Origin of the sequence: Anaerococcus sp. HMSC065G05, from assembly GCF_001812365.1 — a bacterium.
Lineage (GTDB): Bacteria > Bacillota > Clostridia > Tissierellales > Peptoniphilaceae > Anaerococcus > Anaerococcus vaginalis.
In genome coordinates this window covers 1-17,036 of the sequence record NZ_KV808686.1, presented here as the reverse complement: position 1 = coordinate 17,036, position 17,036 = coordinate 1, and the positions used below count along the sequence as shown (strand labels likewise).

At 28.2% G+C, this 17,036-nt stretch carries 12 protein-coding genes, 1 riboswitch and 1 other annotated feature; of the genes, 8 read left to right on the top strand and 4 right to left on the bottom strand.

Annotated features, from left to right (window positions below; genetic code table 11):
* Window positions 1-58: 58 nt before the first annotated feature.
* From HMPREF2852_RS00635 to HMPREF2852_RS00620, 4 genes are all read right to left on the bottom strand, one after another.
* Window positions 59-1,249 carry a dicarboxylate/amino acid:cation symporter gene (locus HMPREF2852_RS00635; RefSeq protein ID WP_070605090.1) on the bottom strand — a complete coding sequence of 397 codons (1,191 nt, stop codon included), beginning with the start codon at window positions 1,247-1,249 and terminating at the stop codon, window positions 59-61.
* A 92-nt stretch (window positions 1,250-1,341) separates the two neighbouring features.
* The gene (locus HMPREF2852_RS00630; RefSeq protein ID WP_070605087.1) at window positions 1,342-3,102 is read right to left on the bottom strand and encodes an ABC transporter ATP-binding protein; all 1,761 of its coding nucleotides are present in this window, start codon (window positions 3,100-3,102) and stop codon (window positions 1,342-1,344) included.
* Window positions 3,099-4,841, bottom strand: a complete 1,743-nt coding sequence (locus HMPREF2852_RS00625; protein WP_070605084.1) for an ATP-binding cassette domain-containing protein — start codon at window positions 4,839-4,841, stop codon at window positions 3,099-3,101. Before HMPREF2852_RS00625 ends, HMPREF2852_RS00630 begins: the two co-directional genes overlap by 4 nt.
* Before the next feature lie 179 nt (window positions 4,842-5,020).
* Complete coding sequence (locus HMPREF2852_RS00620) at window positions 5,021-6,568, bottom strand: NAD(P)/FAD-dependent oxidoreductase (protein WP_070605081.1); 1,548 nt, start codon at window positions 6,566-6,568, stop codon at window positions 5,021-5,023.
* 82 nt (window positions 6,569-6,650) lie between these two features.
* Between HMPREF2852_RS00620 and HMPREF2852_RS00615 the strand changes: the two genes are divergently transcribed.
* The 8 genes from HMPREF2852_RS00615 to thiC all read left to right on the top strand — a co-directional run bounded on the left by HMPREF2852_RS00615 (window position 6,651) and on the right by thiC (window position 16,978).
* Window positions 6,651-7,112, top strand: a complete 462-nt coding sequence (locus HMPREF2852_RS00615) for a GNAT family N-acetyltransferase (RefSeq protein ID WP_070605078.1) — start codon at window positions 6,651-6,653, stop codon at window positions 7,110-7,112.
* A gap of 103 nt (window positions 7,113-7,215) precedes the next feature.
* Window positions 7,216-7,445 (top strand) — a binding site (T-box leader).
* 64 nt (window positions 7,446-7,509) lie between these two features.
* Complete coding sequence (gene brnQ / locus HMPREF2852_RS00610; RefSeq protein WP_070605074.1) at window positions 7,510-8,853, top strand: branched-chain amino acid transport system II carrier protein; 1,344 nt, start codon at window positions 7,510-7,512, stop codon at window positions 8,851-8,853.
* Between the two features lie 147 nt (window positions 8,854-9,000).
* Window positions 9,001-10,413 (top strand): alanine/glycine:cation symporter family protein, encoded by a 1,413-nt coding sequence (locus HMPREF2852_RS00605; RefSeq protein WP_070605071.1) that lies wholly within the window; start codon window positions 9,001-9,003, stop codon window positions 10,411-10,413.
* A 99-nt stretch (window positions 10,414-10,512) separates the two neighbouring features.
* Window positions 10,513-10,682, top strand: a riboswitch (Lysine riboswitch).
* A gap of 85 nt (window positions 10,683-10,767) precedes the next feature.
* Window positions 10,768-12,360: a Na+/H+ antiporter NhaC family protein gene (locus HMPREF2852_RS00600; protein ID WP_070605068.1), complete on the top strand. Its 1,593-nt coding sequence runs from the start codon at window positions 10,768-10,770 to the stop codon at window positions 12,358-12,360.
* A 248-nt stretch (window positions 12,361-12,608) separates the two neighbouring features.
* Window positions 12,609-14,021 carry an alanine/glycine:cation symporter family protein gene (locus HMPREF2852_RS00595; protein ID WP_019117521.1) on the top strand — a complete coding sequence of 471 codons (1,413 nt, stop codon included), beginning with the start codon at window positions 12,609-12,611 and terminating at the stop codon, window positions 14,019-14,021.
* A gap of 152 nt (window positions 14,022-14,173) precedes the next feature.
* Window positions 14,174-15,130, top strand: coding sequence for an L-lactate dehydrogenase (locus HMPREF2852_RS00590; protein WP_019117522.1), 957 nt, complete (start codon window positions 14,174-14,176; stop codon window positions 15,128-15,130).
* Window positions 15,123-15,455: a hypothetical protein gene (locus HMPREF2852_RS00585; protein ID WP_019117523.1), complete on the top strand. Its 333-nt coding sequence runs from the start codon at window positions 15,123-15,125 to the stop codon at window positions 15,453-15,455. Before HMPREF2852_RS00590 ends, HMPREF2852_RS00585 begins: the two co-directional genes overlap by 8 nt.
* Window positions 15,456-15,682: 227 nt before the next feature.
* Window positions 15,683-16,978: a phosphomethylpyrimidine synthase ThiC gene (thiC, locus tag HMPREF2852_RS00580; protein ID WP_070605066.1), complete on the top strand. Its 1,296-nt coding sequence runs from the start codon at window positions 15,683-15,685 to the stop codon at window positions 16,976-16,978.
* Window positions 16,979-17,036 lie beyond the last annotated feature (58 nt).

The following is a 17,036-nucleotide window of genomic DNA, read 5'->3' as shown; positions in this document are numbered from 1 at the left end:
GTTTTTTCATCTACTTTGTCTACAGTCTGATGCTATACTTTTTGTATAGCATTATTTTTTATTCTTCAATTTCTTTATGATCTTTTGGAACTCTATCAAAAATTCCTGTAACCATAAGAGCTATTGCTCCATCGCCTGTTACGTTACAAGCTGTTCCGAATGAATCTTGGAGGGCAAATATTGAAAGCATAAGAGCTGTTCCTGTATCATTAAATCCTAAGACAGAAATAATTAATCCTAAACTTGCAACTACTGTTCCTCCAGGAACTCCTGGAGCTGCTATTGCAAAAATTCCAAGTAATGCAATAAAGACAATCATATTTGCATTTGATGGAACTTGTCCTGTTAAAATTTTTGAAACTGTCATAACAAAAAATACTTCTGTTAAAACTGAACCGCAAAGATGTGTGTTAGCACAAAGTGGAATTACAAAATCTCTTATTTTTGGATCTAATGTTTTTGATTTTCTAGCACATTTTAAGGCAACTGAAAGAGTTGCTGCTGATGACATTGTTCCTAAGGCTGTAAGATAAGCTGGTAAATAATGACCAAAAACTTCTTTTGGATTTGTTTTTGAGAAAAGTCCTCCCAAAGAATATAAAAGTGTCATCCAAATAAAATGTCCAACTATTACTATTAAAATTATTTTCAAAAATACAGGCAATTCTTGTAAAACTACTCCTTCATAAGATAAAACTGCAAAAGTTGAAGCTATATAAAAAGGTAGCATATTAATTACGACAACGTCTACGATTTTTAAAACAATATTATTAAGTTCCAACAATAAATTTTCCCAAGTTTTAGATTTGGTAAGAATAACTGCTATACCAAAAATAATTGATGTTACAAGAGCTGTCATAACTGGCATTATTGGATCTATTGATAATTTAAAAATAGATTCTGGAATTTCTTTTGCTCCTGCCACATTTGATGCAATATTTAAATGAGGAATAATAGCTTTTCCAGCTAAAAAACTAAATGTTCCTGCACCAATTGATGAAAGGTAGCAAATCAATAAAGTTACAGTTAGAATTTTTCCTGCATTTTCTTTTAATGAAACAATAGCAGGTGTAACAAAACCTAGGATAATCAAAGGAACAATATATCCTATCAAATCTCCAAGAATTGTTTTTATCGAACTAACTACCAAAATTGCAGATTCATTTGAAATTTGTCCAATAATAATTCCTACAATAATTCCCATCACTAGCTTAAAAACTAATGAATTGAAAAAGCTTTTCTTTTTCATTTTTCATACCTCTTTCATTTATTTTAATAATATTCTACATTAATTCGACAAAATTACAATGCCATAATAGTCTTTTATTGTAATAAATTATATTAATCATAAAGTTTTGCTTGGCTTAAATACATTTTTTTATAAAGTCCATCATCTTTCATTAGCTTTTCATGATTTCCATTTTCTGTAATTTTTTTATTATCACAAACAATAATCCTATCAGCATATTTTGTTGATGAAAGCCTGTGAGAAATAAAAAGCGAAGTTTGTCCTTTTGAAATATCCAGCATTTTTTCAAAAATTTCTTGTTCACTTCTTGGATCAAGAGCACTTGTTGGCTCATCCATTATAAAAAATTTCCCCTCATGGACCATTGACCTTGCTAGGGCAAGTTTTTGCCCAATTCCACCAGAAGGTTCGACAGAATTTTTTGAAAAAAGGAAAGTTAAGAATGTGTCTTCTTTATTTACAAGCCCATCTATCCAAGATTTCAAATTTAAAAGATAAAAAGATTCATCCATTTTTTCTCTTTGATAATTTGTAATATCATCTAATAAATTTGCTGAAATATTTTCAGAAATTCTAAAAGGAAATAATCTAAAATCTTGAAAAGTTGGGGAGAGGATTTTGTAATATGTTTTTGTGTCAATATCATTTATATTAATCCCATTCAAATAAATATTTCCTTTTGTAGGCTTATAAAATTTGCACAAAAGTTTTACAATTGTAGATTTTCCAGCACCATTTTTTCCCACAAGAGCTACGGTTTCTCCATTTTTAATTTCAAAAGAGCAATTTTCCAAAATATTTTCCTTTGATTTTGGATATTTAAAGCTTACATTATCAAATTTAATAGTGATTTTTTCTGTGTTTATTTTTTTGATTTTTCCTTCATCAAAATTTTCTTCTTTTTGATTTAAAAAATCAAATAAACTTTGGAGTTGCTCATTAAATGCAATTACTTGGGCATAATTTTTTTGTATTTCCTTGCTTGCATTTATTAAACTTATTAATGAGTTAAAATATAAAGTAAAATCTGCAAGGCTTATGGCTTTTTCTATAAGCTTAACTACAAGAAAAAACAAAGATCCAAGTATAGAAAAATTAGAAAATACATTCATAAGCCCAACATAAATTCCATTTTTTGTATAATATGCGCTGGAATTTTTGACCAATTTTTGGTGAAAAATTTCAGATTTTTTTAAAATAAAATTTTCTCCATTATAAATTTTTATATCTTTAAAATATCTATGGTCTTGAGAAAAATTTATAAAAAATCTGTAAGCCCTTAGTTTTGGTATATCATTTTTTTGATAATCTAATTCATTTTTCTTAATTAGCTTTACAATTTTTTTATTTAAAAGTATTAAAATAAGTACAACAAATACAACAAAAACCGATAAGTTCATAAGAACTACTAAAGAAAAAATACCTGTAATTGTGGAGTTTATTGTTATTGCAAATAAATCATATATTTTAAAAATTTCGAAAATAGCATAATGGGCTTTTTCCATTTCATCTTGAACTGTTTTACTATCCGATTTTTCTACTGGAAGCTTAATAGCCTTTTCACTTAATTTAAAAGTATAGACATCAAAAAAAGATTCAAAAGATTCTGTGAGTAAATTTGCATTTAACTTATTAACTAACCCCCTAATCAAATCAAAAATTAAAACTAAAAAAGCGATTATAAAAATTATTTTTAATCTTTTTTGTCCGTATATTTCATCAATTATTAATTTTGGTGCAATAATAGAAAAAAGAGGAAGTATTCCCATAATAAGGGAAAATATTACAAATTTTTTGATGAAATTTTTGTGTATTTCATTTATTTTTTTTAATAATTTTAAAATATTTTTCATACTTCCTCCTTATAATTTTTTGCTTGAAGATTGTATAAATCTTTGTAATCAGAATCATTTCTCATAAGTTCTTCATGGCTTCCTGTAGATTTTATTTCCCCATCTTTTAGATAGACTATCCTATTGCAAAATTTTGTTGATGCAAGTCGATGAGAGATGAAAATTGAAGATTTATCTTTAATCAAATCATTGTACAAAGTGTATAATTCTCTTTCTGCAAGAGCGTCAAGTTGGGCAGTGGGTTCGTCTAAAATTAAAAGTTTTGAAGAATTTTTCTCAATACTTCTTGCTAAATATAATTTTTGCTTTTGTCCACCAGAAAGATCAACTCCATCATCATCTAAAATTCTAAGCAAAGTTTGCTTATCTTTTTTGTCATAAGATTCTATAATTTTATTCAAATGAGTAAGCTCATAAGTTTTTTCTAGATTTTTATTAGAATCATTTAATAAAATATTTTCTTTAATAGAAAATGGAAGAATTTGAGAATCTTGGAAGACAGCTGAAACCAAGCTATTATAATCATAATCTAGTTTTTTGAAATTTTTACCATTAATAAAAATTTCCCCATCATAAGATTTATAAAAACCTGCAAGAATAAGAGCGAGAGTAGATTTTCCAGCTCCATTTTCTCCAACTAAGGCTATAGATTCATTATTGTTTATGGTTAAATTTATATTTTTTAATACATATTTATCAGAGTTTGGATATTTAAATGATAAATTTACTAAGTTGATTTTTAAATTTTTTGGTAAATTTTTATTTTCAAAAGATTTTTGATAAGGATTTATAATTTTAAAAAACGGTTTAAATCTTGTAAGATTATCAAAAAAATCATTAAAAATCCACATAAACAAATTGTTAAAATTTACAAAGGCTAAAATTGCTGTAAAATAAACATAAAAATCTCCAAGGTCGAGATTTCCGCTCATAAGATTTGTAATAAGCCAATACATAATAAGAGCATCTCTAATAAAATTAATAAGTCTTACAAGGCTATAAATTTTAAAGGTTTTTTTATCTGTTCTAACTAGGTATGCTATCCTATCTTGGTTGGTTTTTTTGTAAAAACTTTTAAAGACATTTATAAAATCAAAAATAAGTATATCTTGTTTTGATAAGGGAGATCTTAGCTCGTTGTTTAATTTTGTAAATTTATTGTAGTTTTCGTCTTGGTCATTCCAAAATTTAGAAAATTCTCTAGGAATTTTATTTGCAATATAAGTTGAAATTATTGTTAAAATAATTATCAAAAATAAAATAATTCCACCAATTTTTAAAAAAATCCACAAAAATCCTGCGATAGAAGTTAGGGATGCTAAAAATTCTGGCAAAGTCATCATTACAGCTCCTGCTCCTAGATAGGGACTGTCGACAGCCTTATTTGCACTATTTATTTTTTCAGATTCAGATTTTTTCATTTTTTCTTCATAGGGAAGGTAGAGGGCATATTTTGTTACCATATTCATATATTTATATCTGATATTATTCATTTTCATACGGTAAGTACCCATGATAAAAGATTCAAAAAAACTTATAATAGTTGATAAGACTAATAATAAAATAAAAAAGCCTAACATAAAATCAAGTCCATTTTGATAATTTTTCAATATGTAGGCAGGCGAAATAATCCATATAAATGGTTTTAAGCCTATAAATATGGAGTAAAGTACGATTAATAAATACATGCTTGGCTCATACTTAGCCATTGATTTAAAAATATATTTTAATTCTTTCATAAAAAGCCTAAACGGCATCCTCCTTGTTGTAGTAAGTCAAGGAGCTTTTCCTCACTTACAAGTTACAAATTACCTCTTTATTTTTAATATTATTGTTCATTTTTCTTCTCCTTTCTTTAAACTAATTTAATATTAACAATTTAATTAAATGAAGTCAAAAAAAGATGGCAAAGGCCATCTCAATTTTCTAATATTTCAATTGCACATTTTAAACCATCAAGGGCTGATGAAATTATTCCGCCAGCATAACCTGCACCTTCTCCTATTGGTCTTAGATTTTTAAATTTTAAAGTGGAATAATTTTTATTTCTTTCAATTCTAATAGGACAAGAAGTTCTTGTTTCAACTCCTGTTAATATTGCATCTTCATCGGAGAAAGCTTTCATTTTTTTTGAAAAATCAATTAAGGCAAGCTTTATTGCCTTATTTATTTTTTCTGGATAAATTTTATTTAAATCAGCAAACTTATAAGATGGTTTGTATGTTGGCTTAATTTTTCCCAAATCTTTTGAAACTACCCCATTAATGTAATCACAAACTTTTTGCACAGGAGCTGTAAAATTTCCTCCACCAAGCATATAAGCTTTTTCTTCTATTTCTCTTTGAAATTTAATACCACTAAGATTATCATCTCCCAAAATTTCTGGTCCAATAGCACAAACAACAGCAGAATTTGAATTATAATTTCCCCTGTCATGGTAGCTCATTCCATTTACACAAAGTCGATTTTCTTCACTTGATGCAGGAACGACATAGCCGCCTGGGCACATACAAAAAGTATATACAGAAATATTTTTCTTTTTATCAAAATATTTAAGGGCGTAGGAAGCCTGTGGAAGTTTATCATCAATAATTTTGTATTGGCTAAAATTAATATCTTTTTGCAAGTGTTCAATCCTAAATCCAACTGCAAAATTCTTTTGACTAATGTCAATATATTTATCTAACATTATAAAAGTATCGCGAGAAGAATTGCCCAAGGCAAGAATATATTCGTCGGCTTGGTATTCATTTTTATTTGTAATAAGAGATTTTATTTTACCATTTTCAATATTTAAATCCGTAAAAATTTCATTAAAATGAAAATTCCCTCCCATTTCAATAATTTTTTTCCTAATATTTATAATGACTTTTCTTAAAAGATCTGTTCCAACATGTGGCATTTGGGTGTATAAAATATCTTCTGGGGCACCATTTTCAACTAAAATCCTAAAAATTTCCCTAGATCTTTTATCCTTTGACCTAGATGTTAATTTTCCATCAGAAAAAGTACCAGCACCGCCTTCGCCAAATTGAATATTTGATTCGGGATTTAATTTTAAATTTTTAATAAAATTGTCGATAGTTTTTATCCTATCTTCAATTTTTTCTCCTCTTTCAATTATAGTAACTTTAACACCATTTTTACAAAGAGCATAGGCACAAAAAAGTCCACTGGGACCAGATCCAACAACAATAGCAGAATTTATTTTATTTTTATTTCCTAAAACTAAATCCTCTTCAACAAATTCCCCAATATCATTTTTTAATTTTTTCCTAGTTTTTTTATCAATATCACAATCAATCAAAACTTGATAAACATAAAAAATACCACGCCTTGCATCAATTGACTTTTTATAAATTTTAAAAGAATCAATTTTTCTATTAATTTTTTCTTCAATAGCCTTTTTTAAATTTTCATCATTATCCAAATCGTATGGAATTTTAATATTTCTAATTATATACATAAAACATCCTTTCTTATTAATTTTAACAGATTTTCCATGTTAAATAAATTTAAAATAATATATAATTGATTAGGAGGAACTTATGAAAGTTAGTTTAGTTGAAAATAAATTAGAAAAAGAAAATATTTCATCCTACATATTAAATGATTTAAATTCATGGTTTGAAGATGAGGATGCTGTAAAAAATTATATAGAAAAATCTAAAGAATATATTTTTTTCAAAGCAAGTGAAAATGGAAAAAATTTTGGTTTTATCGTTTATAAAAAAACTTCGGATTATACTATTGAAATCTTTGTAATGGGAGTTTTGAAAAAATATCACGGAAATCATATAGGAAGAAATTTATTTGAAAAATCCATTGAAATTTTAAAAAAGTATAATTATGAATTTGTCCAAGTAAAAACTTTAAAAGAAGGAATAGACGATGGATATGATAAAACAAATAAATTTTATCAAGCTTTGGGATTTAGAAAATTTGAAGTAATTGAAGAAATTTGGTCAAAAGAAAATCCTTGCCAAATTTATGTGAAAAGTATTGTTTGAGGGAGCAATTACATAATTTTTATCCTAAAAAATGATAATTTATAAAAAAATATTTGACAATATTAAAAACAGATCTTATAATAACTACAACAATAATTTATTTATAAAAATTTATGAAAAAAAGAGTAGGCTTATTAAAAAGCACAGAGAGTTGGAGTTTGGTGAGATCCATCCTTTGAAATAAGTTCGAAAATCATTTTTCTTTTGCATATCTGAATTATAGTAAGATATGTCGCCATGGTTGGCGTTATCAAAACCCGGCATTGTTTGATGCTTGAAGAGCTTATTTTTATATAAGAATAAAGGTGGTAACGCGGAATTTTCGTCCTTTGTCTAATTTTTAGACAAGGGACTTTTTTAATGAATAAATATTGTAATAAATTTTTTGGAGGATAGAATGAAAAAATTATCAACAAGTCAATTTTTACAAGTTAGTGTAATGCTATTCGGTTTGTTTTTTGGAGCTGGAAATTTAATTTTCCCTCCACTTTTAGGAAATCAAGCAGGTTCTTTTACATTTATTTCTTTGTTAGCATTTTGCGTTACTGCTGTAATATTTCCTGTAATGGGAGCTATAGTAGTAGGAAAAACTGAAGGATTAACAAATTTATCCAACAGAGTTTCTCCTTTATTTTCTGTAGTTTTTACTACGGCAATATATTTATCAATAGGACCTGGACTTGGGATACCAAGAGCGGGATCTGTTCCTTTTGAAATGGCAATCGCTCCATATATACCGGAAGAATTTAATATGAATCTTGCTAGATTTTTATACACTTTGGTATTTTTCTCTTTAGCCTTATTTGTATGTTTAAAACCAAATAAATTAGTAAAAAGAGTTGGAAAATATTTAACACCTACACTTTTAATGATGATAGTTTTTATGTTTTTAAAAGTTATAACAATGGAAAAAAACATAGCAGCCCCTGTTGGAGAATATAAAAATGCTCCTTTAGTTAAGGGATTTTTGGAAGGATATAACACCATGGATGCAGTTGCTGCATTAAATTTTGGTTTTGTAATAGCCCAATCTATAAAAAGATTTGGAATAAAAGATAAAAATGAAGTTACAAATTATACAATAAAAGCAGGACTTGTAGCAGGAAGTGTTTTATTTTTAGTATATGCAATGCTTGCAAGTGTAGGAATGATAGGCTCATCAAAACTTGTTGGAGCAGAAAATGGCGCTGTAATATTAACATATGCAGTAAAAAATGTTTTTGGAAATTTTGGAATAGTTTTACTTGCAGCAATATTTACACTTGCATGTCTTACAACTTGTATAGGGCTTATAACAAGTGGTGGAGAATATTTTGAATCATTATTTAATCATAAATTATCATATAAAAAATGGGTTTTTGTTTGGACATTATTTTCATTTTTGATGGCAAATTTTGGATTAAATAAATTATTAGAATTTTCAGTTCCGCTATTAACAATAATATATCCAGTAGCCTTAGTCTTAATACTAATGGGAATAAGCCATGATTTTATAAATTATTCAAAAGAATCTTATCTATTTACAGCAAGCTTATCAGTTTTAATACCATTAGTAGAAGTATTAAATAATTCATTTGGAATAAAATTGTGGTTTGTCACAAATTTAGTTGAATCTTTACCATTATATAAAGAAGGACTTTCATGGCTATTGCCAAGCCTATTTGTTTTAGTTATAACAACAGTAGTTTTTAAATTCTTGTACACATTTAAAGAGAATGAAAAAATTAAAGAAAGATATTAGAAAATAATCGGGGAGACTCGATTATTTTTATATTTTTATAAATGGATAAAGAAAATTTACTTGAAAATTAATTTGTGATATAATTTTACTATCTTATTATGACTTTAATACATTTTTGTATTATTGTACTAAACTAAAGGAGGGAATATGTTAACAAAAATTAGTAATTTTATAGGGCCTATAAATGAAATTCTTTATTATCCGATATTAATAATTTTGTTGCTTTTGATAGGTCTTTATTTTACATTTAGGACTAAATTTTTACAAGTTAGGTTATTGAAAGAATCAATTAATGTTGTAATGGAAAAACCTGAAGAGGAAGGTGCCGTTTCTTCATTTCAAGCTTTGATGGTTTCTACTGCATCTAGAGTTGGTTCTGGAAATATTGTAGGAATTTCTACAGCAATTTGCCTAGGAGGTTATGGTGCAGTTTTTTGGATGTGGATTGTTGCGATAATTGGTGGAGCAAGTGCTTTTATTGAATCTACTCTTGCACAAATTTATAAAAAAAGAGATGAAAATAATAAATCTTATGGTGGACCTGCTTATTATATTGAACAAGGTTTAAAATCTAGAACACTTGGAATTATTTTTGCTATTAGTTTGATTTTGACTTATGCAATTGGTTTTAATATGCTTGCATCTTTTAATCTTCAAACTTCTTTTATTGCTTATGATTTTTATGATCCAAACAAAACTCCATTTATTATTGGATTAATTCTTGCAATCATTACTGGAATTTGTATTTTTGGTGGTGGGGATAGAATAATTAAATTTACATCAACTTTAGTTCCTTTTATGGGAATTATTTATATTTTGGTGGCAATTATCATGATAGTTGTAAATATTTCTTATATTCCAACTGTTTTTTCAAATATTTTTAAGGATGCTTTTAATTTTAGGGCGATTTTTGCAGGCCTTGCATCTTCTTCAATGATGTATGGAATAAAAAGAGGGCTTTATTCAAACGAAGCTGGTATTGGTTCAGCACCAAATGCTGCTGCAAGTGCAAATATTTCTCATCCTGTAAAACAAGGATTGGTTCAAATGCTTTCAGTTTTTATTGATACGCTTTTAATTTGTTCAGCTACAGCTTTTATGTGTCTTTCTTCTGGAATTGAACCAAGCGAGGCTTTAAGTGGAGCTCCTTATGTTCAAGAAAGTCTTTCAACTTTGTTGGGTGGATTTGGAAATTATTTTATTTCTTTTTCCTTAGCTTTATTTACCTTTACAACCTTGATTGGAAATTTATTTTATGTAGATAGTAACCTTGCTTATATAAATAAAAAAACACCATCAAAAGTTTTTATGATAATATTTAGATTGTTTGCAGTAATTGTAATTTTATTTGGAGCTATGAGCGAAGTTAAACTTGCTTGGGATATTTCTGATTTGTTGATGGGAATAATGGCTTTAATAAATTTACCTTCAATTTTAATTTTATCTAAAAAAGCTATTGATTGTTTAAAAGATTATGAAAAGCAAAAAAGAAGTGGAAAAAATCCAATATTTAAAGCAAAAGATATTGGTGTGAAAGAAAAACTTGATTATTGGAATTAATTACAAAAAAATAAATAAATTTTAACCGTTAGCTTGTTAAAGATTGTTGCAATTTGACAAAACAACTCATTAATGGTAGTATTCATAGTGCAATTGAACAAGCGTGATAGAGGTGCGGAAAACATTAGTAAAATATTTTTTTGGGAATCGGAAATATTTGAAAGGGTAATCCACCGAGGGATTTTGAGTCTGCCCAAGACTTAAAGTTGCCGGGACGATTGGAGAATATCTGTCGTACTGCCATATTTTTATGGAGAGCTGTCGTGGTTTATAATTATTTTATATAGTTTAATATTTAAGTCATGGCATGCGTCATGACTTTTTTTGCAATTTAAATTCGAGAGGAGTTTTAAAATGAACAAAAAAAGAAAATTACCATTACTGTTGGTAATTTCTTTAGCACCGATAATTGTTTCAATATTTATTGTAGAAAGTGGTATTGAAACTTATGCTAGTATTTGGGCGTTATTACCCCCAGTTGTGGCAATTTTAATGGCACTTATGACAAAAGAAGTATATTCTTCTTTATTTTTGGGGATTGTAATAGGAGCTATATTAGCATCAAAAAGATCTTTGGCAAAATTTTTAGATAATATTGTTGTAAAAGGTCTAACTAATTCTATTTCACAAACTTCAGGAATTTTTATTTTCTTGATAGTTTTGGGAATTTTGGTAGTGTTAATAAATCATTCTGGAGGGTCAAAAGCATTTGGACAATGGGCTGATAAAAAGATAAAATCAAGAAAAGGCTCACAACTTGCAACATATTTTTTATGCATTATGCTTTTTATTGATGATTATTTTAATTGTTTGACATCAGGTTCTGTAATGAAACCAATTACTGATTCTCACAGAATTTCTAGAGCAAAACTTGCTTATCTTATAGATGCAACAGCAGCTCCAATTTGTATGATTGCACCAATTTCATCATGGGCTGCAGCGGTTTCTGGATATGCACAAGGCACAGGTCTTTCTGGAATTGAATTATTTATAAGGGCAATTCCTTATAATTTTTATTCTATTTTAACTTTGTTTTTTGTTATATCTCTTATTATTTTTGGAAGAGATTATGGTCCTATGAAAGAATTTGAAGATAGGGCAATTAATGATGGAGATTTGGGAAATATAGTAGAATCAGAAGTTAGTGCAGAAGATGGTAATCCTGAAGGAAAAGTTATTGATTTAGTTTTTCCAATTTTAAGTCTTATTATAATTTCTGTTTTGTCTTTAGTTCATATTGGTGGATTTTTTGATAAATCTAGTGAATTTTATATGGATTTTGTAAATGCTTTTGCAAATACAGATTCAACAGTTGCTCTTCCAATGGGAGCAATTATAGCTTTAATTATTACGATAATTTATTTTTTGATAAGAAAAGTTATAAGTTTTGAAAAATCTATGGATGCAATCTCAGAAGGTTTTCAATCAATGGTTCCTGCGATTTTAATTTTGACAATGGCTACAAGCTTAAAAAATATTTCAAATGATTTGTTAGGCTCAACAAAATTTGTCGGAAATCTTATGACAAATGCAGCAAGTGGACTTAGCACATTTTTGCCAGCCGTCATATTTGTTGTAGCAATTTTATTGGCATTTGCAACTGGAACAAGTTGGGGAACTTTTGGAATTTTAATTCCTATTGTAGCATCAATGTTTGATCCTACTGATCCAATATTTTTTATAGGAATTTCAGCTTGTCTTTCGGGAGCAGTTTGCGGAGATCATATTTCTCCAATTTCTGATACGACAATTATGTCATCAGCAGGAGCAGGATGCGTTCACGTCGATCATGTAAGAACTCAACTTCCTTATGGAATAACTGTTGCATCAATAGCTACAATTTCTTTTATAATAGCAGGCTTTACACAATCAGCTTTAATTTCAATAGCTTTTGGAGCAATTGTAATTTTTATTTTTATGTTGTATTTAAATAAAAGTAAAAAATAATTTTGTGATTTTTGTAAAGGTATAAATACAATCGTCCTTAATTAGAAATTTATCTTAAAAATTTTAAAAATTAAGATTTATTTCTAATTAGGGGCGATTTTTTATTTTGTAAGAGCTTTTTTTACTGTAATTTTTTTGAAAAAATTAATTAAAAAATAAATTATTTTACATTAAAGATTAAGTCAAGTATAATTAGAAACTAACATAAAAAATATGGATAAAAATGATATATAAGAAAGAGAGGATGTATGTTTTTATTAGATAACATAATTGGTATTGCAGATTTTTTGTGGAGCAATATTATTGGTTATGTTTTATTAGGAGTAGGTCTTTATTATACAATAAGATTAGGTTTTCCTCAGATAAGATATGCTAAAGATATAAAAGATGTTTTGAAGAAAAATTTAAAAAGCGATGATAATGTTTCAGGCTTTGGAGCTTTGGCTGCTGCTGTTGGTGGACAAGTGGGAACAGGTTCTTTGGTAGGAGTTGCTTCTGCTCTTGTAGCTGGTGGTCCTGGAGCGATTTTTTGGATGTGGGTTACTTCAATTTTAGGTATGGTAATCACATTTGCCGAAACAGTTTTAGGTCAAGTTTATAGGGTTAAATTATCTGATGGAACTTATAGGGGTGGTCCAGCATATTATATTAGAAATGGTTTGGGCAAAAGAGTTTTATCAATTATAACAGCATTTTTATATATAATTGGTGTAGGATTATGTATAGCCTTTATGCAAACAAATTCAATAGCAAATGGATTTAAGGATGTTATTGATTTTAATCCAATTATAGTAGGAGTCATTGTAACAATTCTTGCAGGAATAATTACTATTGGTGGAGTAAAAAGACTTACAAAAGTTACAGGATTTTTGGTGCCAATTATGGCAGCTTTTTATGTAATAATTGTTTTTATAATTATAATTACAAATATTAGTAAACTTCCTTCTGTTATTGCATTAATTTTTAAATCAGCTTTTAGTCCACAAGCTGCTGTTGGAGGAATTGTTGGTCATAGTGTAATGCAAGCTTTTAGAAATGGAGTTGCAAGAGGATTATTTTCAAACGATGCAGGTAATGGAATTGCAGGAATTATGCATTCATCTGCTGACGTTGACCATCCAGCAGAACAAGGATTTTTGGGAATGTTTGGAACCTTTGTAACAACTTGTATAATTTGTTCGCTTACAGCTTTCGCGATTTTATTAACTGGTGTTTTGGGAAATGGATCTGACGGAATAAATCTTGTTCAAGATGCTTTTTCTGCACAAATCGGGCTAGTTGGAAGATGGGTTGTTGCTTTTGCTATGGCATTTTTTGGATTTACAACATTAATTGCAGATTTATTTTATGGAGAAGCTAATGTAATTCATATATTCAAAGAAAATTTTAAAATTCCACTTTGGATTTATAGAATTTTTGCAGCTGTTATGTTTATAGTTTCTACAAAAATGTCCCTTGATAGAGTTTGGGGGTTGATTGATGTTTTTGTAGGAATTTTGGTATTTATAAATGTAATAACATTAATATTTTTGTTTAAATCCGTAAAAACTGTTTTAGATGATTATGAAAAACAAAAACAAGAAGGAAAAAAGCCTGTTTGGGATAAGGAAAATAATAGTCTTTATTCTGATGAGGGAGAATATAAAAATTTTAAAATATAAAATTCTAAAAATCTTAGCTTGTGCTAGGATTTTTTATTTTCCAAAATATTAACAAATATGTTAAGTAAAATAAGCTAGAAATTTAAAAAATATTTCATTTAAAAAATAAAATCGTATAATCAAAAAGTAAAGTTAAGTACATGGAGGTATTTATGAATAAGTTAGGAAGAAAAGTTGTTTTGATTGGTAGTGGATTTGTAGGATCTTCTTATGCATTTGCTTTGGTTAATTCTGGACTTGCAAGTACTCTTTCAATTATTGATATAGATAAGGACAAGGCGATTGCAGATGTTAATGATTTGATGGATGCAAGTTGTAAAACACAATCTCCAACTTTGGTTAAGGAAGGTTCTTACGAAGACTGTAAAGATGCTGATTTGGTTGTTTTGTGTTATGGAAATAGCCAAAAAAATCTTACAAATAGACTAAATGATATAAAAATTGCAAGTAGGATGGTTGTTGATACAATTCCAAAAGTTATTGAAAATGGTTATGATGGAATAATTTTGCTTGCAACAAATCCAGTTGATGTTATTTCAAAAGTTGTTCAAAAAGTTTCAGGTCTTCCTTATAATAAAATTGTAGGAAGTGGAACAAATCTTGATACAGCAAGATTTATCCAATATTTGGCAAAAGAAGTAACTTGTAATCCAAAAGATGTTGAAGCTTATGTAATAGGTGAGCATGGCAATTCATCAGTTGCTTTGTGGTCAAATGCAAGAATTAAGGGGATTTCTATTGATAAATTTTTAGATAATATTGACAATGAGGATAAGTTTAAAGAAGAAGTTTCTGAAAAAATTAGGGACAAGGCTTTTCAAATTATAAAAGGAAAAGGTGCAACTCATTTTGGAATTGCAAATTGCTTGCTTGATTTTACAAGAGCAATTTTATTGGATGAAAAGAAAATTATAATGACATCAGCATATCTTGATGGAGAATATAACAACAAGGGTTTATACACAGGAGTTCCAGCAGTAATTGGGGCAAATGGATGTGAAAAAATTCTTGAGATGGACATTTCTAAAAAGGAACAAGAAATGTTTGATAAATCATGCAAGGATCTTGAAGAAAATTATAAACTTGCCCAAGAGGTTTTGGATGAATAAATTATATTATAAATATTTTCTTTTTGGAATTTGTGATATTATAATTTGCTTTGCTCTATATAAAATGATAAATATTTATGCTGGACTTCTTGGCTTATTTTTATCTAATATGTCTAAGGCATTTTTTGAAAAATCTTTTTATAAAAGTATAGATAAGTTTAAAAAGCTAGCAAAAAATTCTAATTTAAGTTATGAACAATTATCAGATATTTGTAAAATGGATGAAAATGATATAAAAATTCTTATTGGAAATGAAAACAAGGGATTTAAAGCTGAAAATATTAAGCTGGCTATTAAAAATTTAGAAAATTATTTAAATAAATAATTAGTATAGAGTCATATTATTATGGCTCTATTTTTTTGCAAAAATTTAAGCTTTATTTTACTTAATTTCTTTTTTCTACTATAATGATAATTGTAAATTAATGATCTATGGGAGCTATGTGCTGAGAGGAAGTTCGACTTCGACCATCAAACCGGACAGGATAATGCCTGCAAGGGATGAAGCATATTTATTCTCCTATAAGTAATTTTAGGAGGTTTTTTTAATTTATGAAATATAAGACACAGATGGAAGCTGCAAAACATGGTTTTGTAACTGAAGAGATGAAAATTGTTGCCAAAAAAGAAAATGTTAGTGAAGAATTTCTTTTAGAAAAAATAGCAAAGGGCGAAATTGTAATTCCTAGAAATAAAAATCACAATTCCATTTCTCCAGAAGGAATTGGCACAGGATTAAAAACTAAAATCAATGTAAATTTGGGAATTTCAAAAGACTTAAACGATCTTGATCTTGAGATGCAAAAAGTTGATATGGCACTAAAAATGGGCGCTGAATCTATTATGGATTTATCAAATTATGGTAAAACTCAAGAATTTAGAAAAAGATTAATTGAAAAATCTACAGCAATGATTGGGACTGTTCCTATGTATGATGCTGTTGGGTTTTTGGATAAGGGTTTAAGTTTTATAAAAGCAAAAGAATTTTTGGATGTTGTAAGAAACCATGCTGAAAATGGAGTTGATTTTGTTACAATTCACTGTGGAATAAATAGGACGAATGCTGAAATTTTTATGAGAAATAGAAGGGTAAATGAAATTGTATCTCGTGGTGGTTCACTTTTATTTGGTTGGATGAAAATGAATGATAAAGAAAATCCATTCTATGAATATTATGATGAACTTTTGGATATTTTAAGAGAATATGATGTTACCTTATCACTTGGGGATTCTTTAAGACCAGGTGGAATTCATGATGCAACAGATCCTGCTCAAATTGCAGAATTAATTACTCTTGGAGAGCTTACAAAAAGAGCGTGGGAGAAAGATGTTCAAGTAATAATTGAAGGACCAGGTCACGTTCCAATAAATGATATTGAAATGAATATGAAACTTGAAAAAAAATTGTGCCACAACGCACCATTTTATGTTTTGGGACCTTTGGTTTGTGATGTTGCTCCAGGATATGACCATATTACAAGTGCAATTGGAGGAGCAATTGCAGCAAGTCACGGGGCAGATTTCCTTTGCTATGTAACACCAGCAGAACATTTAAAACTTCCAGATGTAAATGACGTAAAAGAAGGAATTATTGCAGCAAAAATTGCAGCTCATGCTGGAGATATTGCAAAATTAAAAGATGCAAGCAAATGGGATCTTGAAATGAGCAAGAGAAGACAAAAACTTGATTGGGAAGGAATGTTTGAACTTGCAATAGATCCTGAAAAATGTAGAAGGTATAGAGCTTCATCAAGTCCAGAAGAAGAAAATACTTGCACCATGTGTGGGGCAATGTGCTCAGCTAGAAACATGAATTTAATTCTTGAAGGAAAAGATATAAAATTATAAAATTTAAAAAGTGCGAAAAGATTTCGCACTCAGACTGTAGACAAAGTAGATGAAAAAA

Excerpts from the sequence above, each read along its gene's own strand:
- HMPREF2852_RS00615 (WP_070605078.1), top strand. The coding sequence starts at position 6,651 with ATGAAAGTTAGTTTAGTTGAAAATAAATTAGAAAAAGAAAATATTTCA.
- HMPREF2852_RS00595 (WP_019117521.1), top strand. The coding sequence starts at position 12,609 with ATGTTTTTATTAGATAACATAATTGGTATTGCAGATTTTTTGTGGAGC.
- HMPREF2852_RS00590 (WP_019117522.1), top strand. The coding sequence starts at position 14,174 with ATGAATAAGTTAGGAAGAAAAGTTGTTTTGATTGGTAGTGGATTTGTA.
- HMPREF2852_RS00630 (WP_070605087.1), bottom strand. The coding sequence starts at position 3,102 with ATGAAAAATATTTTAAAATTATTAAAAAAAATAAATGAAATACACAAA.
- HMPREF2852_RS00605 (WP_070605071.1), top strand. The coding sequence starts at position 9,001 with ATGTTAACAAAAATTAGTAATTTTATAGGGCCTATAAATGAAATTCTT.
- brnQ (WP_070605074.1), top strand. The coding sequence starts at position 7,510 with ATGAAAAAATTATCAACAAGTCAATTTTTACAAGTTAGTGTAATGCTA.
- thiC (WP_070605066.1), top strand. The coding sequence starts at position 15,683 with ATGAAATATAAGACACAGATGGAAGCTGCAAAACATGGTTTTGTAACT.
- HMPREF2852_RS00635 (WP_070605090.1), bottom strand. The coding sequence starts at position 1,249 with ATGAAAAAGAAAAGCTTTTTCAATTCATTAGTTTTTAAGCTAGTGATG.
- HMPREF2852_RS00600 (WP_070605068.1), top strand. The coding sequence starts at position 10,768 with ATGAACAAAAAAAGAAAATTACCATTACTGTTGGTAATTTCTTTAGCA.
- HMPREF2852_RS00585 (WP_019117523.1), top strand. The coding sequence starts at position 15,123 with ATGAATAAATTATATTATAAATATTTTCTTTTTGGAATTTGTGATATT.
- HMPREF2852_RS00620 (WP_070605081.1), bottom strand. The coding sequence starts at position 6,568 with ATGTATATAATTAGAAATATTAAAATTCCATACGATTTGGATAATGAT.
- HMPREF2852_RS00625 (WP_070605084.1), bottom strand. The coding sequence starts at position 4,841 with ATGAAAGAATTAAAATATATTTTTAAATCAATGGCTAAGTATGAGCCA.